This is a genomic window from Solitalea lacus, assembly GCF_022014595.1.
In the GTDB taxonomy this organism is placed as follows: domain Bacteria; phylum Bacteroidota; class Bacteroidia; order Sphingobacteriales; family Sphingobacteriaceae; genus Solitalea; species Solitalea lacus.
In genome coordinates this window covers 1198644-1222395 of sequence record NZ_CP091740.1, presented here as the reverse complement: position 1 = coordinate 1222395, position 23752 = coordinate 1198644, and the positions used below count along the sequence as shown (strand labels likewise).

Genomic DNA, 23752 nt, shown 5'->3' with positions numbered 1-23752 from the left:
ATCAAATAAATATATCAGTTGACAAATCAACAATTCCAGATTTTGAATCGTTTGTTCGAATCCATTCGCTTGATGTACTCAACCATTCGTTAAAAGACATTTTTGATGTACGAGTCGCTAGCACTCCTCTTATATTTTCATATAAAGGGCTCATAGATTTAGTTGTTAAAGGAGCGTAAACTTAGAGCATTCTAAATCCCTTTCTCTTAGTTATCCAGCTCTTTCTTAAGCATCTGATCAAGATCATCTGTTGCACTTGCACTTATTCTCATTAAAAACTTACCGTTTTTGTCCAATAAAATCTTGGTAGGAAATGCTTTAATAGCATAAGTCTTAACTAGATCCAATTTTTGCTTTTCTTCATTATTGAGGACATGGACCCAGTTTATGTCATCTTGTTTTATGGCTTCTAGCCATTTATTTCTAGCTTCATCACCTGGTGCACGCTCCTGCGCAATGGCAATGATTTCGAAGCCTTTGTCTTTATATTTTGAATAAAGTTCCTTTAGGTGCGGATGACTTGCCCGACAAGGCCCACACCAACTCCCCCAGAAATCAAGTAATACCAATTTCCCTTTAAAGTTTTCGAGATTTATTTCCTTCCCATCTTTATCCTTTTTAATAAAGTTCATGGCTTGCTTACCTGCAGCGGTTGGCTGCAAATCTCGTATGCGCTTTGCAATTTCTATTGCAGGGGCTGTTGTTTTATACCTACTCGTAAGTGAATTATAGGCTTTCTCATAGTCTCCCGCCGTAAACTTCCTTTCCATTCTATAAAGCAAAAACATACTTGCATAAGAATCAGGATACTTTTTTAAGTACTCCTTTTCTTTTTGCATCTCAGCTTTAAAAACGATTTTACTCTCTTCCAATGCTCTTTTGGATACCTCCTTATCAGGATTTTGATAAAGTTCTCTTAAGCTGGTCTGCTTCTTTATAATTTCACTAAATGATTTACGATATACGGTTAGCTCATTGTTTTCTTTATCTCCGGTAATAGAAGCTAAATAATAATCCTCCTTTGTTCCTTCGACGGTCAAGTCAGACTGCCCAATAACAAAATTTAATGGCTGCCTATTAAGCATCCCTCCATTTCCGCCTGTATTTATGTTGAACACAGCGTCAGTGGGAAATAGTTGCTTTTTTACCTTAAGAAGGAAGGTATCATTATTAGCTGAGGCTTTGTAATTGCTTCCTTTAAACCCAACAAACACATTGTCGTTACCAAGGCCTTTTATTACTCCTTTAATAGTCAAACTATCCTGAGCAAATGCAGTCAGGTTGATAAATAATATGGTTAATACTAGAATTGTCTTTTTCATAAAAATGACATGTGACGTTATGATTTCGGTTTATGACTTAATTATTTCAAAACCTTGTACAAAAAATAAGGCAGTGCCTCACACGCCCCCTTTATTATTTGGTTTTTATAATATTATTATGGCTGTCCCGTTTTCAGGTTTTCTTTAACAGGTTCTGGAAAAGATTTTTCCAGCACATACCTGTAAAAGAAACGTTTACCTCTTTCGTTAAAACTGTTCAGTTTAGGACTGAATAAGCTATGTTTGTTTTCCGGGTAAAGTGCCATTTCAAAGTCTTTGTTTAAGAGCTGGAGTTTATCAACCAATTGAAAGGTATTTTGGACATGCACGTTATCATCACTCATTCCTGCTTGCAGCAATAATTTTCCTTTTAGCTTATCGGCCCAGGTCAATACAGAACTATTTTTATACCCTTCGGGGTTTTCTGTCGGACTATCCATATAGCGTTCAGTATAGTGAGTATCATACAAACGCCAGTCAACAACGCTGCCTCCTGCTACGCCATGGGTAAAATATTCGGCACCGCGGGTTAAAGCATAGCAAGTCATATAGCCTCCATAACTATAACCACCTATGTAGATCTTTTTAGGATCAGCCGGTGTATTTGCTATTAGCCATTTCACGCATGAGATCCAATCAGTTAGTTCCCAATAACCCAAATTTCGATGAAGGTAATTTTGTCCTTCCTTACCGAATTCAGTACTACCCCTATGATCCATATATACCAAAATCCTATCCTCTCTATCTACATCCAAATTTCCATTATAATTAGAATACACCCAGTTATCACGTACATTGGTTGAATTAGGTCCACCGTAATTAGCAATAGAAACCGGATAGCTCTTGCCTGCCTTCATATTCATTGGATAGGTTATCCGCATAGGGATATCGAATTTCCCATCTTCACTTTTCACAAAAACAACTTCTGATTTAGGGAGGTTTTCCATTTTAAGATCCGAACCCTTACTATCACCCAATACCTTAATCAGTTTTCCCTTTTTATCTACAAGTGCTAATTGAGTTGGAGTACCTGTGTTGGAATATTTAGTTGTAAAAAAAGATGCATCAGGAGAAAGGGCTACTTCATGCGTATAAGGACCAAAAGTTAAACGCTTCAATCCCTTACCATTAAAATTTACCCTATAAAGATCAGAACGTACTTTGTTATCATTATTACACATGAAGTAAATAATCTGGTTCTTTTCATCAATGTATTTGATTTCACTTACCACAAATTTTCCATTAGTAATAGGATTGATCATTTTACCATTCATATCATGTAAATACATCTGCCTCCAGCCCGATTTATCACTCAGTAAAATAAAGCCGTTGCTATTTTTCAGAAAGGTAATCCGATCTGATTCATCCAGGCTAATCCAGGTTTTCTGAACCTCATTGTAAATTTCTCTTTTGCTACCGTTCATTAACGAGACTTCATAAATCTTTAAATTATCTTGACCACGGTTCATCCATTGCACCCAAAGTGATTTACTATCTGGTCGCCAGTAAGGTGTTCCGAAATACTGATCATCTTTTGAATTAAAATCGGCCCAAATTACAGCCCCACCACTTGGAGACACAATGCCAACTTTTATCTCTGGATTAGGATCTCCTGCTTTAGGATAGCGTTGCATGGTAATGGTGCCATGTATACCCTTTGATTCGGCAATGGTAAATAAAGGCACCTTACTCTCATCGGTACGAAAAAAAGCTATTGATTTACTGTCTGGACTCCACCAAAAAGCGGCACCTTTGGTCTCTCGACCTAAAATTTCCTCCATATAGACCCATGAAGCAACACCATTTAATATTACATCACTACCGTCAGTTGTTAATTGATATACTTTTCCTGTAGCAACCTCAATTGAAAGCAAGTTATGATCACGTATAAAGGCAACATATTTACCATCAGGAGAAAGCTTGGGATTACTTTCTGTTCCTTCGGTTTTGGTCAACTGTTTTGCATCCTTACCTGTCTTCAGGTAGATGTCATTTTTAATTATTACTACTCCTTCTTCACTTTTTTGCTTTCTTGATGCGACATTTTGCGTCAGGATCTCTTTTTCAGCTCCATTACGTGCATCAATCAAAATGTTTTTAGAAGCAAAACCCAGATTTTCCTTTTGCACAATGAGGTGATATGAGTCTGTCCACTCAATTATACTAGGCAGTTTTACTGTGACAATTGGTTTTTCTATGCTAGTACTTTTACTTTCGATATGCTGTGCCTTAACTGAGCTGAGACCTAAACAGGTCATCAGTAGAATTGTAGCAACAGTGTAGTTGATATACCTCATTTAATTCTTAATTATTGAATTCCTTGAATAAGATGAAATAAGGCTGCGCCTCACACACAGCCTTTATTATGGGAACTAGGTTAAATAGGTCAATTATTTAGAGCGAATAGCAACTGATTCCTCAGCCTTTTTATAATTGGATAGATCCTTTTTGATGTCTTCTTTTATATAAAGCCAATAAAAACAATGACATCAAAAGTATAAACAGAATCGTCCTCAGGCCTGCTTTTGAATCAGTGAAGGATTGGGGTTTGGTCCACGTTAAAAATGCATGAAAAAGGTAAAAAAACACACCCATTCTTAAACTTAGAATGATTGCATGAAACCGCAACTTTGAAATCCATTCAGTTTCAATTTTATCTTTTGAGAATACTAAGAAAAACAAACCCAATACAAGACTGAAATTTATAACAAAAGTTAAAAGTGTAGGGTTAATACCTTTTAAATTTATATTTAGCTGAGATATTGTATATAGTAATAATGCAAATGCGAACAGAATCAGGCCTGCTTTTTTGCAAAAAAACGGGAAGAAATAGTTTTTTTTTCATACTTAATATATTTGAGTTAAGCTTCAACTGTAGACCCTATTAAACCTACTCTCACTATGGTCGCTTCCTAATCGTTCATCCTTCTTAAATTGTCTTACTCAACCATTCATTCAAGGCTTCTTTCAACTTCGGATCACTTGGACGAGGAGCATCCACATTGATAACATTACCGTTTCTATCAAACAACATGAAACGAGGAATACCTTTTATACCATAAGCCTGAGCAATTTGTGACCAGCCACTAGCAAACAGCTGTACACCTGCCAATTGCTCATCAGCGATGAACTTTTTCCACTTTTCTTTATCCTTATCCTCATCTACCGAAACACTTAAAAACACTACATCTTTATCATGAAACTCTTTCTCTAATTCTTTTAAAGAAGGAATTTCCTTTTTGCAGGGACCACACCAGGTTGCCCAAACATCTACTAAAACAATTTTACCTTTGAAATCGGTCAGTGAAACTTGCTTACCTGCTGCATCGGGGTAAGTGAAGTTGATGGCTTTTTCGCCTGGTTTGAATGTGGCCAAACCGGCAGCGATTTTCTGAGCACGAGCCTTCTGATCTTCGGTTGTAAAATATTTACTGTATTTGTCGGACATTTCAAGGTAAATGGTGTAGGATTTTGCAGATGCTGCATTCGATAACACATATTCACCTTTTAATTTATCATTAGCAATAGTCATCACGTTCTTGTCGAAATCATATTTTTCCGGACTTTGATCTTTCATCCTAACCAAGTTGCCCAAAATTCTTGTTCCATAAGGAAACTTCAACAAATCCTCAGTTTGCAAAAACTTGTCTGCAATAAAGTTTTTCAGGTATGCGGTATAATCCTCTTTTTTAGGATGGGCAGATCGTGGGGTACTTAATAATGTTAAAGCGAAATAGGCCAGATCATAATCTACGGTTAGTTTCATTAACTTATCAAACTCCACATTACCGGTAGTTTTACCGTTAGTCCAGGTTTTCGACTGAGCAGCCACTGCTTCTAAATCAGGAAAGAAATCAACATAAGTACTTCTGGTTTTATTAAAATAAACCGATTTACGCTCAATCTTGTAGGTAAACTTCTGCCATTGTGATAGTACCTGGTTCTCTTTTGTATTTTCACCAGTAAGAACATAGGTCGAATCATTCAATTCCAGGTTGATCTTATCACCTCCCTTTACGTACAGTTTAAATTTGTCTTGGGTGCCTTGTATTGGGTTGCCGATGCCAACCATATAAAAACCTTTGTAATCAGGTTGAAAACTAAATCCAAAAGCTCCGTTAGCTGAAGGCGTGGTCGTGGCAATTTCTTCCATGCGACCGTAGACAACTTTGTAAAGCTTAACTTCAGATGGTTTCGATTTTTTGGAAACCCCTTTAATTTCAGTAAAGTTTTGGGCTTGAGCTTTAATTGCACCAAGCACCAGTAATGCCAATAGAATACTGTATTTCTTCATGATTATGATTTGTTTAGCAATTCATTTAAGTAAATATTCAACAATGGATTAGAAGGACGCTTACAGCTATTGTAATCCACCATTTTGCCTTCTTTATCAATGATGACAAAGCGAGGAATACCTGATTTTTGAATTTTCTCAAAAAACGGATCCTTAAATCCGCTACCCATTAACAATTGTGGAGTTCCCAGTAGATTACGCTTCTCCAAAAATTTTTTCCATACATCAGCCTCTGTATCGCAAGAGATTGAAACAAAAACAATGTCTTTGCCTTGCAGTTCGTGCTCCATTTTCTTTATGTAAGGAATTTCAGCGATGCAAGGATGGCAGCCTGTGTTCCAGATATCGATGAAGATGAATTTTCCTTTGTAATCGCTGAGGGCTACCTGTTTGCCATTCACATCATGGAAAGTGAAAGCACTCATATCAGTACCCGGCATTACATCTTTGTAGCGACTCAAGCCTGCTGCAATTTTTGGTTGCAAAGCGTTGATTTTAACAACATTCTTAGGGTTCTTAATTAACGGCAACGCTTCTTTAATCACCGCATTGATAGAAGTGAAATCACCCAACAAAACCGCATATTCAATAGAAGCCACCATGAAATCCTCTCTTAACTTTTGATTCTCAATAGCACCACCAAAATCGGCCACCCAAGTGTTCATGTTACGAATCTTTAACTGGCCTGCTTTCATTTTGCTGTACATGAGCTCCTGGATCGTTTGTCTCCAGTTCTCATAAACCTCAATTTCAGGCAATAAGGGGATGTTCAAATCAGTAAAATTCACCACTTTAACATCATCCGTTGCACCAAACACCTTTTCGTTGATTAACGATCCATAAACTCGATTCAGATATTCTCCTTGCGCATTACCCTGCAATAATGCTTTGTTACGAACAACTTCTTCGTTGGTAGATTGATTAATGGCATTTACACGACTCTTATAAACTCCTGTCACATCACTATTGGAGATATACGGAAAGTTTTTATCTAAATCATACAACAATTGATTAATCTCACTGCCCTTACCACTCATCACAAACCTTCCATTTTCTACCTTCATAGTTAGGTTATCACCAGGATTCAGGTATACAAAGAAGCCCGGCAATTCCCTTGTACCAGTACCTACCATAAAAAATGCAGGTTCCTTCAAATTCAAAGCCAGTTGAAACTGTCCATTTTCAACACTATCAGATAAACTTACACGGACCATTTGCTCACGCTTATGCAGGTATATCTTTTTTACAGCAACTCCGGATACTGAGCCTTGAACTACAGTTTTAATGCCTTCATCTGCAAAAGCTTGGGCAGTAATCATCCACCCACAAGCGACAAAGGCCGCTTGCCTTAATAATTTCTTCATATATTATGAGGTTAAATTGCGCTTTTTAATGGTGGCAGACTAGCTGCCACCATTGGTTTATGGTTAAAATGTATTGGTATAAGTTGATTCACTAATTGACGGTGAAATATAAATTACATCACCAACCGAGCCTGTTCCATCCAAGGTAAACACCGGATTTGCCGATAGATTGCCGGATGTTTTGGTAAACATGCGCACTTTGTAATTGGCCCCTATTTTCGTCCCGACCATTACGTAATTGTATGAGTATGGAGCTTCAGCACCCGATCCGGTATATTTTCGGTGGCGGATAAAAGTTATTTCTTCTCCTGCAGGCACAGTGTATTGCAACTGCTCAAACTTGTTCGACAAATTGCGCGACCATACCTGATTGCCAACGGTAAAGTAAAGCATATTTTCATCGCCTTGTAAAAGCGTATAGTTGGTGGCATTATAGAGCTTATCGGCAACCTTTAGCGTATCGTTTATAATAGTTAGATTAGGCAAAGCGGGCGTAATCGAAGATAGGATCTTCAAATTCGGATCGGTTTTATCCTGAAATACTGCATAGCCCGAAAAAGGAGCAGTGTTTTTATTACCCATGAACAATAACTTCTTATTGTTATTATTCGCCTTCATCTTTGTTGCAGCAGCATCTGAAACAGCGTTCACCATATTACCGGTTGCTCCAGAAGATATAAAAGAGCTGCTGGTTTCATCAAAGAAAATCGGATCGCTAAAACCATAAGTCATAAAGTACTTGGATACTTTATAAGGAGTATTTAAGTTATCCCTCATCTTTCTCACTCCAAATTGTCCTGTATTGGCACTCATGGTATAAATCGCGTAAACCTGCCCGTCGTTCACAAAGTAGTTGGCCTGAGAAGCGAAAGTAACAAAGTTGGGAGCTTTGTTTGATGGTGACTCATAAAACAAACTATTAAAACCTCTGATTTCTTTAAAGGTGTTGATATCAACCACTGTTGCATCATTATCACTCACTACAAATAGAGCCCGTGTATTTCCAAGCACACCGGTAACACTTGATTTGTAAGCTGTAAGAAAACTGAAAAGAGATGCCTTTCCATTTAGCTTTTTACCATTTACCAAACTAAACACGTTCTCCACCTTCGTTTCCGGAATAATGTTCGTAGGGTTTTTAAACAAATCCACATCTGTTTGAGTTCCGTCGTCTTTCACCACGTACCAACCACGAGTATATTGTGTTACAACGTTTACTGAGGAGGTTACATATTGAAAATATCCTGTCTTTTTATTTTTAGCCCGAAAAACCAACACCCAACCTTTAGCAGGCTGCTTAATTAAATAGTCTAAGGCTTTAGTTTTAGCGATAGTGTCAATTTTCGGAGCATAACCCTGAACATTGGTCTCATAGATACCCCAGAAATATTCAAAATCGGCATCATTAGCTGTTGTTGAAACTTCAGGATCTAAAGTGATTCTTTCCACCCCTGAAAGTTTCGTGTATGAATTATCGATACCCTTAATAGTAATTACTTCTACAGGTGAATATTCATAATTACCAATATCTTCAGAACAACTTGCAATGATGAAGATCATTGCAAGACTAAATACTGTATATAATTTCTTCATGAGATAACATCTTTAGAGTTATGGAAATACAACCAGGTCACCCATTTCATCTCTGAGCATATTTCCCGGATGAGCATTATTGTAATTAACCAAAGCATTTTTAAGTGTGCCCGTATAATACTGAAGCAAAGCATAATCATTAGGAAGCGTCGCCATGAATTCCTGATCCCATTTTTGATTGGTACTTTGGATCATGAATTGATGTTTAACAGTACTATACTTACCATAATAAAATTGAGTTGCGGATGCATTCCAGGCTGCCGGCTGACTTAGTCGATCTGTTAAATCAATTTTTCGCCATAGATTCTTAGCTTCTCCAAGCTGAAAATTCTCATTAACAACAACATTAAACTTCAATGTTACATTTGCGCTTTTTAAAGAAGGATCACGCAATATAATTACCGGAACCAAACTGTGAATCTGACCTGCTTTAATCACATAGTTTTTACTAACCGCAGGATTGGCAAAAGCCAGATAATGCGTTCCGGCAACAGCGTTATTAACACCACTTTCCTGTACTTGTTCAAGTGTAAAGCTGCGATCTTTTGATGACGTTCCACCGATAGCATATATATCAAAAAACACCGTATCCTGCTTTACATCCGGATTTTCGTAATAGAAAGTATAGGGCTTTAAGGTATCTGCCAGGTTAAAGCTGGGTTGATAAATTCTTGTTATATCCGGACCAAACTGCAACCTTGCCACATCATTAAAGAGGTAATAATCATCTTCCTTACAAGAAGCCAGGCCTAATAAAGCCAGAGCCACCACGAAATATTTTATTTTTTTCATTCGTTAGATTAATTAAGGTTAATGGTTTCCGTTTTAGGCAATGGAATTAAGTAGTTAACGGTAGCTGCAGCTGGAACAAACAACATGTTTGCCTTTGGTGCGTTTACACGTTTATAGGCAAAAAATGCCTGACCCTCTCCATAAAACTCTTTTCGGTACTCCTTCAACAATTCATATTTTAATGCAGTTGGGTCGGCAGGTAAATTAGTAACTGCAATATTTCTGGATGTGCGGAACGTATTCCATAATGCTTGTGCATCAGCAGAGGCTCCCGCTTCAATGGCAATCATGTACATTTCACTGATACGCAATAACGGAATCTGCTTAAAATCACTTGCCAAATTGGTAGGCTTCTCCACCATTTGATATTTCTTCAACACATAGCACTTAGATTGATTGGCTAAAGTAATGAGCTCCCACATATTGGCCTCACGAATGTCAGTTCCAGTATTGCCAAATAGCTGAGTGTTAATGGAGGTAGCTGTCGAACCTTTTTTCAATAAACCATTTGCAAAGTTTCCAACATATTTTGTATACAGATTGAAATCATACAAACCGCAAATGTGTTCACAAGTGAGCACATAATCCTTGTTAGTCATATCGACCGCTGTACCTAAACGAAACTTTGCAGAACCATCATTATTTTTGGCATCAATAACCAATTTAGCGCATTCATATGCCTTCTCTTTATTATTGAACCACAAATAAGCACGAGCTTGTAACGCCTTTACGGCATAGTAGTTCATGCGGTAATAACGATAAGCTAAATAAGTATCGGCAGGATTGAACGCAGCTGTCGCACGAGGATCTCGTAGTTGAACCAATGAGTATTGAGTAATCGGATCGATATCTTTCAGTAGAGCTTCTGCTTCGGTCAAGTCTTTTAATAATAATTCCTGATATTGGGAAAAAGGAATTAACTGATTAGGATTCTTAGAAAGTACTGTAACATACGCCAACATGTTTCCAGTGCTTGGATCTGTAGGAATAGGTCCAAATAAGCGCAAAAGGTCTAAGTGACAATAAGCACGTAATGCCAAGCATTCTGCCTTAATGGTTTCGTACATACCAGGTGTGTTAAAAACATCCTTTCTTTCATCAACATGATTCAAAATCGCGTTAATGCTAGCTATAATTTTATATTCTGCAGCATAAATAGTGGCTAGTGATCCTTCAACACCAGCATCCGTATAATTAAAAAGACCTAATTTCTGTGGCGTGCTATTGGCCGTCACATCCCAACTTGAGATGATCTGCTCAATTGTACCCATGGTCATCGCCATACCATAAGCATCAGAGCCCTTCATCTGAATGTAAACGCCGCTTAAAGCATCTTTAAATCCTGCTTCTGTTGAAAAAAGCACATCCTGGGTCATCTCTGTTTTAGGATTTACCGTTAAAAAATCCTTACAGGAAGTGCTTATCAAGGCTAGCACGGCAACGATAATATATTTTAGATTTTTCATCCTATCCTAGATTAAAATGTTGTACTAATTCTTAATGAGAACTGTCTGGAGAATGGATACTGGGTACCACGTTCCTGCCTAACGGTAGAGATATAAAATGCATCAGCTACACTTGCAGAAACCGAAAGAATATCCAAACCAAGATGTTTGTTCAAATACTTCGACCTTAAGTCATACATTAAATTGATATTCTGACAATTAATAGTCCCCTCATCCTGAACAAAACGCGAAGTCCTGCTGGTTGCCGCAGTAACTAATAATCCTTTAAATGCAGCGTTATCACCAGGGTTTTTCCACCGATTGTCATACACGCGAGAATCAACATTATAGTTATAATTGGCATTTTCAACCTTATCAATCAATGTCTGATTGTATAACTGTCCTCCTGTGCGGTAACCAAATGCGGCATTCAGTGATAAGTTCTTATACCGAACCATAGTACTGAAATTACCTCGGATAACAGGCTCAGTTGATCCAACAGCTTCAAGATTAGCTGGACTCCAGGTATAAGTTGGCAATCCATCTTTTCCTAAATAAAGCTCTTTCCCTGTACTTGGATCAATACCCAACGAAGGAACAACCCAAATAGCATTAGTTGAAAAGCCTTCTCTATATAAAGTACTTGGCGCTGCACCGGTTGAATTTTCAATTGCCTTTTGTGCATCTTTTAATGCCTGAGAAATTTGAACTATCTTATTTTTATTATGAATCATGGCCATTGTAACGCTCCAGGTGAAGGCACGGTCCATATTACGGATTAGAAAAGCTGTGGCCTTTAATTCTAAACCTCTGTTCTCCATTTTACCAATGTTTTCGATATAACTGGTAAATCCATTAGATGCAGGAAGATTAACAGAAGAAACTAAGTCATTGGTTTTTTCAATGTAGTAATCAGCAGTTAATTTTAGTCTTCTATCCAAAAACTCACCATCAATACCAATGTCATAATTCATTGTTTGTTGCCACTTCAAATCTTCGTTTCCAAGCCCCATTAAATAAGAGCCATTCCAATTGAAGTAGCGATCATCAGTATAATAGCGATAAGAAGAAAGTGCCTGATATGAACTAAAGTTCTGCGAACCGGTTAAACCAAATGAACCGCGAATCTTTAATCGGTTGATCACTTTAGAGTTTTTCAAAAAGTTCTCATTATGCATATTCCATCCCAAACCCGCAGACCAGAATGGCGCAAATCTTTTCTTAGACCCAAATTGTGAAGATCCGTCAATACGCATTGATCCGTCAACAAAGTATCGGTTATCGTATATATAGTTTATGTTTCCTGTTATGCCAACTGCTCTCGAAAGACCTTCAGAACCGGTAGGCTTTCCGTCCTTAGCATATTGCTGAGCCATTGAAATAAAGTCGAGGTTTGCATTTGTAAAACCTTCCGCCAAAAAACTATAGCCCGACGCCTGACTTTGACGAACGTTATAGTCAAGGCCGCCAAATAATGTATTGTTATTCTCAAAAGTTTTTGAATAACTTAAGTTCACCGATGCATCATATGACAAACTGTTTGCAACACTATAGCTATAATCTCCTTTTCTGAAAATGTCGATATCGGTATAATTTGCAAATGCCGTATGCTCGGCAGGCCTGAATTTGTCTGTTTGACTTTGCCCTTTTGTTATCCCTACACGTCCTCTTACAATTAAATCTTGAAGAATTGGTAATTCTATTGAAGTATTGTTAGTTAGTTCAGCGTTTTTGGTTTTATCAAAAACGTTGAGCGTTGCGTTATATAATGGATTTGTTGGCAATGTTGACCAGCGATTTGAATAATCTTGGTTTCCGGGATTACCTAAAAACTTGATCACATTACCATTTTCATCATAAGCTCGCCAGTATGGGTTCATACGAACGTATTCGCTAAAATCACCATAAGGAGAATTGGCCGAATTTCCGTCCACAATCATTAAATTATTACTAAATCTTACCTTCTTATAAGTATAAGACAAGTTAATGGTACCATTATATGTTTTACGCCCCGACTCTTTCATTACTCCCTTAATATCATTCAGTTGCATAGACGCCGAATAACGAAAAGTTTGGTCTCCTCCTTCTAAGCGAATGTTATGGCGTTGACCTACTCCAGTTGTTAAGGGTTTGGACAACCAGTAAGTATTAACACCACTATTAACTTCATTTAAAAGGAATCCATAGTAACGTTTTAATGGAACATCATTTTCAGCCCTAGCATTGTTATATAACCCTACAGCTTCTTCCAAAGCCAGTTTATCTCTAGCATCCAAAACACTATAAGCACTTAAATCTGGAGCCTCAACATTAACATCTCCACGATAATTTATTCTAAGTTTACCTGCAGCAGGAGCCTTGGTTGTAATCACAACCACACCGTTAGCTCCTCTTGATCCATAGATAGCCGTAGCTGAAGCATCCTTTAAAATGGTTATCGATTCCACCTCATTTTCGTTGATATCCAACATTTTTTGAAGCGTAGATTGAAAGCCATCCAAAATAATTAGTGGGGTATTTAATCCAACTCGCGTTTGGTCTTGTAAGTCGTTCACATTAGGCAAACTTGAATTACCTCTAATCTGAATCTCTGGTAAACGGTTTGGATTGGAGCCAAAAACATTGCTTTCAACAATATTAAATGAAGGATCTATATTTCGAAGTGCGGTAATAATATTTCGGTTACCAAATTGTTGTAATTCTTTAGCGGTAACGGTGGTTGAAGCTCCTGTAAAGCTCTGATCTGTCTTTTTAAAAATACCAGTAGATACAACTACTTCCTTTATCCCCACACTATTTAACTTCATTACTATATTATTGAAGTTAGTTTTACCTGCTACCGAAACTTTTAAAGGAATCATTCCTAAATAAGTAATACTGAGAACGGCATTCTCCGATACGCTCAATTCAAAATGTCCATTTGCGTCAGTAAAAGTCCCATTAGTTGAACCTATCTCACCAATACTCGCATAATACAGAGGCCTTTTATCCTCATCAACAACCACCCCAGATATGGCTAACTTTTTGCGTACAACAGAGGCCTTATCATCCCTCAACTGTTTCGGACCAATGATAACTGTATTTGATTGTACTGTATATTCTAAATTAGAACCAGTAAGTATTTGCTCCAACACCTTTTCAAGCGGTTGGTCCTTTACTTTCATTGTTACCTTAGGCAGGACATTTACTTCTTCGTGATTATAAACAATATGAAATTTAACTTGCTTCTTAAGAGCAGCAATAACTTTCGATACTTGAGCACCTTTAACATTAAGGCTTACTTTGGGAAGTGATTGAGCCATCATGTTAGCAGAAAAGGCAAAAAGCAATAAAACCAAAAAACTGGCTTTTTTGAAACTGTCTTTTAATGTGTTTGAAATTGGAATAGTTTTTTCGTAAACTTTTTTCATTAGATTTGGACTGGTTGAGTTAAACACAATAAATCCTTGTTGCTCGGTCAAAGCAAATGATTTATGAAAACTTACCTAGTCGGGCGATGAGGCAACATTGCCCGACTTTATTATTTTCTCTTCATTTTTTCTATTATAATGCTCCTTTCTTTTATGGTGAACTGAAGATTTGAAGTTCTTTGAATGATATTTAATACATCTCGTACAGACTCTGACTTATCAGCGCTGCCCGAATAATGCAATTTCTTTAAGCTTTCGTCTTTAAATTGAATATCGTAGTCATATAAACGGCCTATTTGCTCCATTAAGCCCTCCATTGTAACATTATCAAAGGCAATAATGTCATCCTTCCAGGCAACAAACGAATACACATCCACATCCTGTTTCTCAAGGCTTCCTGTTAACTCATCAAAACTTGCCTGTTGTCCTGGTGTTAAATCCAAATTCTGACTATTATTAACACTTATCTTTACCTTGCCTTCAACTAGAGTAGTTTGAATGCTTTTAGAATAGGCATTTACATTAAATGACGTACCCAACACTCGGATGTCCATATTTCTATTGTGAACAATGAAAGGTTTATCCGGATTTTTGGCCACTTTAAAATAAGCCTCGCCACTTTCAAGAAACACTTCTCTGGTTTTGGTCACATCAAAATTCACCTGATACTTTAAACGGGAATCAGCATTTACCCAAATCTCCGTTCCATCCTCCAGCATTAATTTGTATGATCCGCCTTTAGGAATTATAAGTGTATTATAACTAGCCTTGTCACCAACATTTTGCTCCGACTCATAAACTAAAGCATTTGAAGAATCAGACCGAATTCTTGCGCCGTCGGAGTTTGTGATAACCTGATTAGCGGTTAACTCCACTTTTTTCCCATCACCAAGAATTAATGTTGCTTTTCCGCGATCTCCGGCTTCCTTTTGGGCAACAGTAGAGCTTTGTGCTATCTTATCATTATTCTTTAATCCAAAATATAATGCACCCAAAATGGTTAATGGCAATATTAACACTGCAGCATAATGCAACAACCAGTTCTTTAATTGGAATACTCTCCCAGATGCATTCAATCTATCAACTTGAGTTTTAACAGCCAGCCAATCTTTTTGTAAATCAATTTCATGTAGCTGAGATACCGCCTTAGTTAATTGTCTTTTATCCACCAGTTCTGCAATAAATCCTCTTTCTTCATCACTCAATTGATTAAGCCGATCAGGATTTATTTCATCTCCTTGCGCTAAAGCACAAAGAACTTGCTCCCACTCCGGGTTACCGGTATTGTTTGGTTTATTCATCATCTGAAAATAAGTCGAGAAATAGAGAATGGAGGGTGACAAAACTTTTAAGAAAAAAAGAAATTATTTCTAAAGCTTTGATAACCAGAAATATATAATCAACAAATTAATTGATTGTTCAGCTAAATCAGTGCGTAAAAAGGCATATGCCCTTTTCATTTGAGTTTTAACTGTATTAATAGAAATATTATTACGCTCAGCAATTTGAGCATAGCTCAATCCTTCAAGATTGTGCAGCAGAAATATATTTCTGCATTCTTTGGGTAACTTATCAATGGAAGCATTGATCTTAGTATCAAGGCTCTCTTTATTAAACAAATTCTCAGTATCTGCCTGAGGATCGAAACAATCAATAGTTTCCAGAAAGTTTCTTTTAGCTTCCAGGGATTCCTGTTTACGTATATAAGAAACAGCTAAATTTTTTACAGCCCGAACTGCATAGGCTTGAAAAGTGCTTGACAATTGAATTGTATCCCGGCGTCTCCAAAAATCTATATAAAATTCTTGAACAAGATCTTTGGAGACATCAAGATCTCCCACAATTTGTGCACTTACAAGACATAAAAATTTATAATGTTTATGGAAAAACTCTTCAAAATGAGTAATCGTTATGTTTGCTTCTAACATTTGCTCCATAACATTGGTTAAAAATTATCCTGGATAAAACTATAAAATCACAGCCGGCAATATGACTCAATTTTACAAACTAAACAATAACGCCTGCGATTTTTTTAAAAAAAATCAATAAAATTGAAAATAAATAACAATTTGTTAAAAAATCAATATCTCACTAAAAACCAAAAGAAGTATACAAAACCAATAATTAAAACTTTTGCACTTAAATTAACTTAGCCAAGGAGAAAACGGCAGCAATGCTGCCGTTAAGAGAATCACTCTTCCTTTGGTTTTGATTATATGAAGAATTTTTAACCATTTTTTGAATAACGAAGTTCCTTCTTTTTAATAGTCACAATAAATAACCAATAGGGTGACAAGAATTTAACATTAATTTTCAAACTCCTCCTGCTGCTAACTAAAAACTGATAACCTTTCCGGCAAAAAGAATTTCAGAAGTAGAAATTCAACTACTGCTTTTTTAATATTTTCGCAACCTATGAGATTACTGTTAACTGCATTACTTTTTTTAGTTCCGTTTAAGAACTTGCTGGCTCAAGCCGACATTACAGAAGATGAAATCAAGCAGCACATTGAGTTTTTAGCAGCCAAAGAAAACAAAGGCCGTTATCCGGGAACGGCAGAGAATCGCAAAGTGGTAAACTATCTGATTGAAGATTTCCGAAAATCTGGTATCTCCAAAATAAACAGCACTTATCGTCAGCCTTTTAAAGCGAAACTGAAAGTAAAAAAAGGCGTACTTGATACTCCGGTTGTTAAAACATGGAATGTAATTGGAGTAATTGAGGGATCAGACCCTCAATTGAAGAGAGAGTACATTGTACTGGGAGCTCATTGCGATCATATTGGTATGGGTGGGCCTTCGTCAAAAAAGAAAGATACCGTAGCTATTCACCCAGGAGCTGATGATAACGCCAGTGGCACAGCTGCACTGCTGGAGATAGGCGAAAAATTAAGTGCTAACCGCAATCAGCTGAAACGAAGTATTATAATCATAGCTTTTGGTGCCGAAGAACAAGGTTTGTTAGGCTCAAAATATTTCACCTCACACCCAACTGTGCCGTTGGAAAGCATTAAGTTAATGATGAATATGGATATGGTAGGCCGCTTAAATGAAAAAAGAGAGATCTATATGGGCGGTGCCGGAACCTTTAATAGCGGCATGGAACTGATGAAAGGACTAGGTGCCGAATGTAATTTAAATCCTATTGTGCATGCTGGTGAAGTTGGAGGTTCCGATCATGTTTCCTTTTATAAAAAGAACATCTCAGTATTAGGCCTGCATACCGGAGGGCACCCTCAGTACCATACTCCCGAAGATGTAATCTCGTTGATTAATATTAAAGGTGAAAAGCAGGTTTGTGAGTACATTTACAAAGCTATTGTGCATATGGCCAATGTGTCTAATCCTATCTCATTTATTAATCAGAATTAGGTTTCGTATAGAACAAAAAGCTTTTTTTTACCTGCATATTGACCATACAAAGCTCAGAACGCTATATTGATATAATGGAACATCTAATCTTTCAATTATGCGAGCTTTCACCGTCAGCAACTTCAGAATTCTAACAGAATTCATTTGTAGCTTCAATACAATCACTAAATGCAATCAAAACAACAATAACTCCAAATTTTACTAGCCAATTGTGAAAACAGGTAATAAGCAGATTAATTTATGAACAAACATCCGCTTAAAGCATTATTTATATACTCAACATTTATAATCCATTAGTATAAACCAATGAAAAATTACTTAAGGGATTATTTTGCATTACTTTTTGTTTTCACAACAGTTATGTTGTTAACTAATGGGCTATGGGGGGTGCTAGAAACCAGTGAAGCCCGTTATGCAGAAATTGCCAGAGAAATGTTTCATTCAAAAAACTGGGTGGAACCAACCTTATTGGACATTCATCACTTCCATAAACCACCGCTAACTTATTGGATAACCACATTAAGCTTTCAACTATTTGGAGTGAGTTCTTTTGCTGCCCGATTTTTTTTAGTTGTGGCTTACGCTGTGCAAGTATATTTGATATTTATAATCTCATTGTCATTATTTTCTCAACCTAAGATTGCCAAATATGCAGCTTTAATATATGCCACCTTGCCTATTGTTTTGATTTCTGTCCGCACCTTAACTACTGATGCATACCTCAATACATTTATATTATTGACAATATTTGGATGGATTCGTTTTTCCCAAACTCAACAAACTAAATACTTGTGGATAACCGCTGTAGCAGCAGCTTTAGGATTTTTAACTAAAGGCCATGCCGTTTTTGTAGTCCCTTTTTTTGCAATGATTGGAATGATGAAGATATTACCTAAGCCACCATTATTTAAATTTCAGTACCTCATAGCAATTGCTGCTTTCACAATCATTTCATTTTCATGGTTTTATTTAGTGACCAGGAGCAACAATGGCTTAGGTCAATACTTTATACTCAAACACATGTTTGATCGCTATTTTCATGCTGAGGTTTTCTCAAGAAGCCAACCCTTTTATTATTATCTCCTTGTATTTCCAATGGTTACCTTGCCTTGGTTTCCATTTTTCATTAAAAATATTTTTAAAAGAACGCAACAATCATTTTCCGACCAAAAGACAGTCTATAACATCCTTGTTTGGTGGCTATTAATTCCGTTCATTGTTTACTCCATTTCAAGTTCCAAGTTAACACTATACATTCTTCCCTTGTCTTCTGGATTTAGCTTGGTTACAGCTTACTATTTTGACCAGGCATTAAATGCCATTTGGAAGTGGGTAATTTTCATAATCCACTGCTTAATTTTCCTAGCAATCAGCCTTCTTAACTTTTTTAACACCAATTTTACTGTACCAGAATGGCTGTATTTTGTACCTGCAATAGCTTTCTTAGTAGGCTTACTAACTTGTGTACTAGTAAAGCAGGAACAAAAAGCAATAGGTCTACTTAATATCTCCTTTGCATTAACACTTCTTTTGTATTCCTCTTTTTTTTTACATTATAATAGTTTCAAAGCTAATTCTATTAGGCCAATTGCTAGTTTTATTAAGGCTAATTCTTTAAATCGATCCAACATATTGGTTTATGACAAGTTTTTGCCCTCATTAGCATTTGAACTTAACACTGACATTATTTCAATTTACAATACTGAAAATTCGCTAAAAAGGGAAACTCAATTCGAAAGAACCAACGCTTGGAAAAAACACTTGATCAACTTGCATGAACAAGGGGATATATCATATCTAAAAAAACTTATGGAGAAAAAAAATGTAATCGTCACCCAAAGTGAATTACCTCCAGAAATTAAACTATTGATGAATGGGCAATGGAATCGGAAGTCTTTAGACAAATGGGTGATTTATTACAATTAATCAAAATACATCTACTCAAAACACTTTTTCCCATAATTTATTCAGTATTTTGGTTAAAAATATAGGTTTTGAAAATTTTAATCATAGAGGACGAGCCCTACCTCAACGAAAGCATGGTTGAGTACCTTTCAGCCGATGACTTTGTTTGTGAATCGGTATATACCTTCGACGATGCTTATAATAAAATTGGAGTACATGATTATGATTGCATAGTTTTAGACATTATGCTTCCAGACGGTTCCGGCCTTGACCTGTTAAAGCTTTTAAAAAAGAAGGGGAAAACAGAAGGTGTTATTATTATTTCGGCTAAAGATGCATTAGATGATAAACTTGAAGGACTTCAATTAGGAGCTGATGATTACCTTACCAAACCTTTTCACCTTTCGGAACTAAGTATTAGGATTGCAGCTATTATTCGCAGACGAAATTTTAATGGGCAATCGAGCATACAAGCAGGAGACATGCGTATTGATTTGTTGGGCAAATCTGTAACAGTTTTGGACCAGGAACTGGAGTTAACCAACAAAGAGTTTCAATTATTATTATTCCTGGTGATTAATAAAAACAAGGTATTATCAAAAAATGCTATCGCACAGCATTTATGGGGAGACATCAGGGACTTTGCTGATAATCATGACTTCATTTATACACATATTAAAAATATTAGAAAAAAGATTTTAGCTGCCGGTGGAGAAGATTGCATTAAATCCATGTATGGAATGGGATATAAAATGCTTATTTAATGAAGTTATTTACAAAATACAACCTGATAAATAGCTGGGTCACTATTATAATTTTTGGAATAGGCAGTATAGCCTTTTATTTTCTATTGCATTATATTCTTCATAGCCAATTAGATGAAACCCTTAGAGCCGAACAACTGGAAATAGAAGGATATGCCTCTTTATACCATAAGCTACCTATGATTCCGAACACAAGGCATCAATGGGTTACCTATCAAAAAGTAACAGAACCACTCTCAACAAAAAGAAAACAAACTATTTCTGTTTACAACAAAGCTGAAGATGAATTCGAACCCATCAGACAACTGATTTTCCCTATAAATGTTGACGGAATAAACTATGCTGTAACGGTAAATAAATCTGAAGTTGAATTTGAAGATCTCATGAAGCTTATCATTCCTGTTATTGTAAGCATGATTGGACTGGTTTTATTAGCAAACTTCATAATAAACCGTAGGGTGGTTAATCGGTTATTACAACCCTTCTATAATACAATTGATCGAATTGGAAGTTATCATCTCAATCAACAAACACCCTTAAAGTTGCCTTCAGAACCAATTGATGAAATTAATTTATTGAATGAGAGGCTCAATAAAATGACTTCACGGATTTATGCCGATTATCATTCCTTGAAAACATTTACTGAAAATGCGGCTCACGAAATGCAAACTCCATTAGCTGTAATACGTTCAAAAATTGAAATCCTAATTCAATCAGCTGATTTAAATGATAGCGAAATGCAGCAATTGTTGATCATTGACAATTCTGCCCATAAATTAAGTAAACTGCATCAATCACTATTGCTTTTAACCAAACTTGAAAACCGTCAATTTCTATTAAAAGAAAAAGTCGATTTAAAAGCTATAATTATTCAAAAAGTTCAGGAAACAGAGGAGTTTATATTAATTAAGAAGTTAGTTTTAGAAACTGATTTAGCGGAAGTACAAATTCCCTTTCATCCTCAGTTGGCAGAAATCATGATTAGCAACCTGATAAATAATGCTATAAGATATACGGATAATGAAGGCACTATAAGAATAAAGTTAAGTAAAACATGCCTAGTTATTAGTAATAACTCCAACCGTGGACCATTAAATGAACATCATATTTTTCAACGTTTTTATAAAGAAAATGCTCACGGAGGCACAGGATTAGGGCTTGCAATTGTTAAGGAAATCTGCTTAATAGCAGGTTTTAAATTAAGCTATAAATACAGTGACAACCAAGAACATATTTTTACTATTAACCTTATTTAAAGCTAATTGACATTATAACTTCAAAATTCCTTCAGAATTTCTTCAATATTTCTTCATTTTTAACATGCATTTTTGCGGCCTAACAATTTGTTAACAAACAATGTTGAAGCTATTTAAAAGATTTACCCCCGTTCTGATTCTTGTTTTATTAATTATTTCAATTTCCATAGTTACAAGAACTGTCCTCATATTTCATCCATCAACAGATCTCGCTCTTTCAACAAGGACAGTATTGGGCATATATGGTCTGGGACTACTGTATGACCTTAGCATGGCCTCATTCGCATCCATCCCCTTTGTACTGTACATATGGGTTTACAATGAAAAAGTTTATTCAAAACCATATATCTACGTATTGTTTGGTGCGCTTATAACATTGCTTGGAACTTTACTATTTACAAATCTATTTCCAGCTGATTATAACAAACTGCTATACAAAGCAATAGTAATCTATATCGCTTTAAGACTATGTTTTTATTTATTTCTTTGGAAAAAGGGTGAAAATTTTAGAATTAAATGGAGAAGATCAATTTTAGCAATCGACTTCTTTATTATTTGCTGGTTATTAATCTTTAACGGTGTTAGCGAATGGTTCTTTTGGAATGAATTTAGTACCCGTTATAATTTTATAGCGGTAGATTACCTTATTTATACTAATGAAGTAATAGGAAACATTAAGGAATCATATCCTCTACCTACTCTTATTTTAGGTGTGACAGTTGTCGCTACCGCAGTTTTTCTGCTGATTAGAAAGCCTGTTATAAACAGTGTCTCAAGCTCATCACAACCTGCACTACAACGCCATCTAATTGCAGTCGCCCTACTGATATGGCCCGTTGCTTCCTTCTATTTAGTAAAAAGTGACTGGAGACAGTTTAGTTCAAACGCATTTGCAAATGAGCTTGCAGGCAATGGCTTATATCAATTTGGTGTTGCATTTAATAACAATGAACTTGACTATAATAAATTTTACAAACAACTCCCAGCCAAGGAAGCATTTACTATCCTCCGAAAAGAATTAAGTGCGCCTAATGCAAAATTTATAAGCAATGATGTTTTCAATATTGAAAGAGATATTACCTCTGACAAACCAGAAAACAAAAAGAATATTGTTTTGATTAGTGTAGAAAGCTTAAGTGCGGATTTTATGAAGGCATTCGGGAACACTCAAAATATTACCCCTAACCTTGATTCTTTAGCAAATCATAGCTTGTTCTTTACTAATTTATATGCCAGTGGTACCCGGACCGTTCGAGGTTTAGAGGCACTCTCATTAGGCATTACTCCAACACCTGGCCAAAGTGTTGTAAAACGACCAAATAATGGCAATTTATTTACTATTGGCTCAGTACTTCGAAGTAAGGGATATATCACCCAATACGTTTATGGGGGATATAGTTATTTCGACAACATGAAAGAGTTTTTTGGAACAAACGGATACGAAGTGATTGATAGAAGTGCTATCCCTCTAGAAAAGATTCATTATGAAAATGTATGGGGCGTTGCTGACGAAGATTTATTTTCGCTAGCCTTGAACGTTCTGGATAAAAATTCGGCCCAGAAAAAACCGTTTTTCACTCATATTATGACGGTAAGTAACCATCGGCCATTTACTTATCCTGATGGAAGAATTGACATTCCGTCTAGCTCTCAAAGCCGAGAAGGAGGTGTAAAATATACTGACTATGCTATTGGAACATTTATAAAACAAGCTCAAAAACATGCTTGGTTCAAGAACACCATCTTCGTTATTGTAGCTGATCATTGTGCTTCCAGTGCAGGAAAAACAGACCTCCCTGTAAATAAATATCACATTCCTTGTTTAGTTTATTCTCCAGAATACATCCAACCAAGGAATGAAAATACGCTGATGGCTCAAATTGATATAATCCCTACCATTTTAGGTTTCTTAAATTTAGATTACAGAAGCAAATTTTTCGGCAAGGATATTTTTCAACCTGGTGCAAATCATAATTGTGCTTTTGTAAGCACTTACCAAAGCTTAGGATTTATAGAAAACGATACTCTATCAATTCTAAAACCTGTTCGTCATTCTGAACAATATATTCAAAACTTTACAGATGGTAGCATCAAGAAGAGTGTTGTGCATAAAGAAGCATTAAAAAAGACCATTGCATATTATCAATGCGCTTCTTGGTTGTTAAGTAATAAGAAATACAATGCAATGTAAAATTTAGATATTTACACATAAACCAGGCGAAACCTAATAATAGA

The 23752-nt window shown here is 36.2% G+C and carries 15 protein-coding genes; 5 read left to right on the top strand and 10 right to left on the bottom strand.

The genetic code is table 11. The annotated features are described in order from the left end of the window. Positions 1 to 206 precede the first annotated feature (206 nt). The 10 genes from L2B55_RS05195 to L2B55_RS05150 form a co-directional block, all read right to left on the bottom strand. Positions 207 to 1322: a TlpA family protein disulfide reductase gene (locus L2B55_RS05195; protein ID WP_237849231.1), complete on the bottom strand. Its 1116-nt coding sequence runs from the start codon at positions 1320 to 1322 to the stop codon at positions 207 to 209. 116 nt (positions 1323 to 1438) lie between these two features. Continuing rightward, positions 1439 to 3619 (bottom strand): S9 family peptidase, encoded by a 2181-nt coding sequence (locus L2B55_RS05190; protein ID WP_237849230.1) that lies wholly within the window; start codon positions 3617 to 3619, stop codon positions 1439 to 1441. 632 nt (positions 3620 to 4251) lie between these two features. Then, the gene (locus L2B55_RS05185) at positions 4252 to 5616 is read right to left on the bottom strand and encodes a TlpA family protein disulfide reductase (protein ID WP_237849229.1); all 1365 of its coding nucleotides are present in this window, start codon (positions 5614 to 5616) and stop codon (positions 4252 to 4254) included. Positions 5617 to 5618: 2 nt separating this feature from the next. Continuing rightward, on the bottom strand, positions 5619 to 6980 hold the full coding sequence (locus L2B55_RS05180) for a TlpA disulfide reductase family protein (protein WP_237849228.1): 1362 nt from the start codon (positions 6978 to 6980) through the stop codon (positions 5619 to 5621). A 63-nt stretch (positions 6981 to 7043) separates the two neighbouring features. Next, positions 7044 to 8573, bottom strand: coding sequence for a PKD-like family lipoprotein (locus tag L2B55_RS05175; RefSeq protein ID WP_237849227.1), 1530 nt, complete (start codon positions 8571 to 8573; stop codon positions 7044 to 7046). Positions 8574 to 8591: 18 nt separating this feature from the next. Then, a complete protein-coding gene (locus L2B55_RS05170; protein WP_237849226.1) occupies positions 8592 to 9365 on the bottom strand; it encodes a DUF4843 domain-containing protein in 774 nt (257 codons plus the stop codon). An 8-nt stretch (positions 9366 to 9373) separates the two neighbouring features. Continuing rightward, positions 9374 to 10831, bottom strand: coding sequence for a RagB/SusD family nutrient uptake outer membrane protein (locus L2B55_RS05165; RefSeq protein WP_237849225.1), 1458 nt, complete (start codon positions 10829 to 10831; stop codon positions 9374 to 9376). 11 nt (positions 10832 to 10842) lie between these two features. Beyond that, on the bottom strand, positions 10843 to 14220 hold the full coding sequence (locus L2B55_RS05160) for a SusC/RagA family TonB-linked outer membrane protein (protein ID WP_237849224.1): 3378 nt from the start codon (positions 14218 to 14220) through the stop codon (positions 10843 to 10845). A gap of 110 nt (positions 14221 to 14330) precedes the next feature. After that, on the bottom strand, positions 14331 to 15524 hold the full coding sequence (locus tag L2B55_RS05155) for a FecR family protein (RefSeq protein WP_237849222.1): 1194 nt from the start codon (positions 15522 to 15524) through the stop codon (positions 14331 to 14333). A 66-nt stretch (positions 15525 to 15590) separates the two neighbouring features. Further along, the gene (locus tag L2B55_RS05150) at positions 15591 to 16157 is read right to left on the bottom strand and encodes an RNA polymerase sigma-70 factor (RefSeq protein ID WP_237849221.1); all 567 of its coding nucleotides are present in this window, start codon (positions 16155 to 16157) and stop codon (positions 15591 to 15593) included. Between the two features lie 478 nt (positions 16158 to 16635). On the opposite strand from L2B55_RS05150, the gene L2B55_RS05145 reads away from it, so the two are divergent. The 5 genes from L2B55_RS05145 (at position 16636) to L2B55_RS05125 (ending at position 23708) form a co-directional block, all read left to right on the top strand. Further along, entirely contained in the window at positions 16636 to 17592 is a 957-nt protein-coding gene (locus L2B55_RS05145; RefSeq protein ID WP_237849220.1) for a M28 family metallopeptidase, read from the top strand. A gap of 306 nt (positions 17593 to 17898) precedes the next feature. Then, positions 17899 to 19518 (top strand): ArnT family glycosyltransferase, encoded by a 1620-nt coding sequence (locus L2B55_RS05140; protein WP_237849219.1) that lies wholly within the window; start codon positions 17899 to 17901, stop codon positions 19516 to 19518. Between the two features lie 68 nt (positions 19519 to 19586). Further along, positions 19587 to 20261, top strand: a complete 675-nt coding sequence (locus L2B55_RS05135; protein WP_237849218.1) for a response regulator transcription factor — start codon at positions 19587 to 19589, stop codon at positions 20259 to 20261. After that, a complete protein-coding gene (locus tag L2B55_RS05130; protein ID WP_237849216.1) occupies positions 20261 to 21517 on the top strand; it encodes a sensor histidine kinase in 1257 nt (418 codons plus the stop codon). Before L2B55_RS05135 ends, L2B55_RS05130 begins: the two co-directional genes overlap by 1 nt. Before the next feature lie 100 nt (positions 21518 to 21617). Further along, entirely contained in the window at positions 21618 to 23708 is a 2091-nt protein-coding gene (locus L2B55_RS05125) for an LTA synthase family protein (protein WP_237849215.1), read from the top strand. Positions 23709 to 23752 lie beyond the last annotated feature (44 nt).

Coding starts and splice junctions, on each gene's coding strand:
- L2B55_RS05130 (WP_237849216.1), top strand. CDS start 20,261: ATGAAGTTATTTACAAAATACAACCTGATAAATAGCTGGGTCACTATT.
- L2B55_RS05190 (WP_237849230.1), bottom strand. CDS start 3,619: ATGAGGTATATCAACTACACTGTTGCTACAATTCTACTGATGACCTGT.
- L2B55_RS05160 (WP_237849224.1), bottom strand. CDS start 14,220: ATGAAAAAAGTTTACGAAAAAACTATTCCAATTTCAAACACATTAAAA.
- L2B55_RS05155 (WP_237849222.1), bottom strand. CDS start 15,524: ATGATGAATAAACCAAACAATACCGGTAACCCGGAGTGGGAGCAAGTT.
- L2B55_RS05140 (WP_237849219.1), top strand. CDS start 17,899: ATGAAAAATTACTTAAGGGATTATTTTGCATTACTTTTTGTTTTCACA.
- L2B55_RS05185 (WP_237849229.1), bottom strand. CDS start 5,616: ATGAAGAAATACAGTATTCTATTGGCATTACTGGTGCTTGGTGCAATT.
- L2B55_RS05195 (WP_237849231.1), bottom strand. CDS start 1,322: ATGAAAAAGACAATTCTAGTATTAACCATATTATTTATCAACCTGACT.
- L2B55_RS05125 (WP_237849215.1), top strand. CDS start 21,618: ATGTTGAAGCTATTTAAAAGATTTACCCCCGTTCTGATTCTTGTTTTA.
- L2B55_RS05145 (WP_237849220.1), top strand. CDS start 16,636: ATGAGATTACTGTTAACTGCATTACTTTTTTTAGTTCCGTTTAAGAAC.
- L2B55_RS05150 (WP_237849221.1), bottom strand. CDS start 16,157: ATGGAGCAAATGTTAGAAGCAAACATAACGATTACTCATTTTGAAGAG.
- L2B55_RS05165 (WP_237849225.1), bottom strand. CDS start 10,831: ATGAAAAATCTAAAATATATTATCGTTGCCGTGCTAGCCTTGATAAGC.
- L2B55_RS05180 (WP_237849228.1), bottom strand. CDS start 6,980: ATGAAGAAATTATTAAGGCAAGCGGCCTTTGTCGCTTGTGGGTGGATG.
- L2B55_RS05170 (WP_237849226.1), bottom strand. CDS start 9,365: ATGAAAAAAATAAAATATTTCGTGGTGGCTCTGGCTTTATTAGGCCTG.
- L2B55_RS05175 (WP_237849227.1), bottom strand. CDS start 8,573: ATGAAGAAATTATATACAGTATTTAGTCTTGCAATGATCTTCATCATT.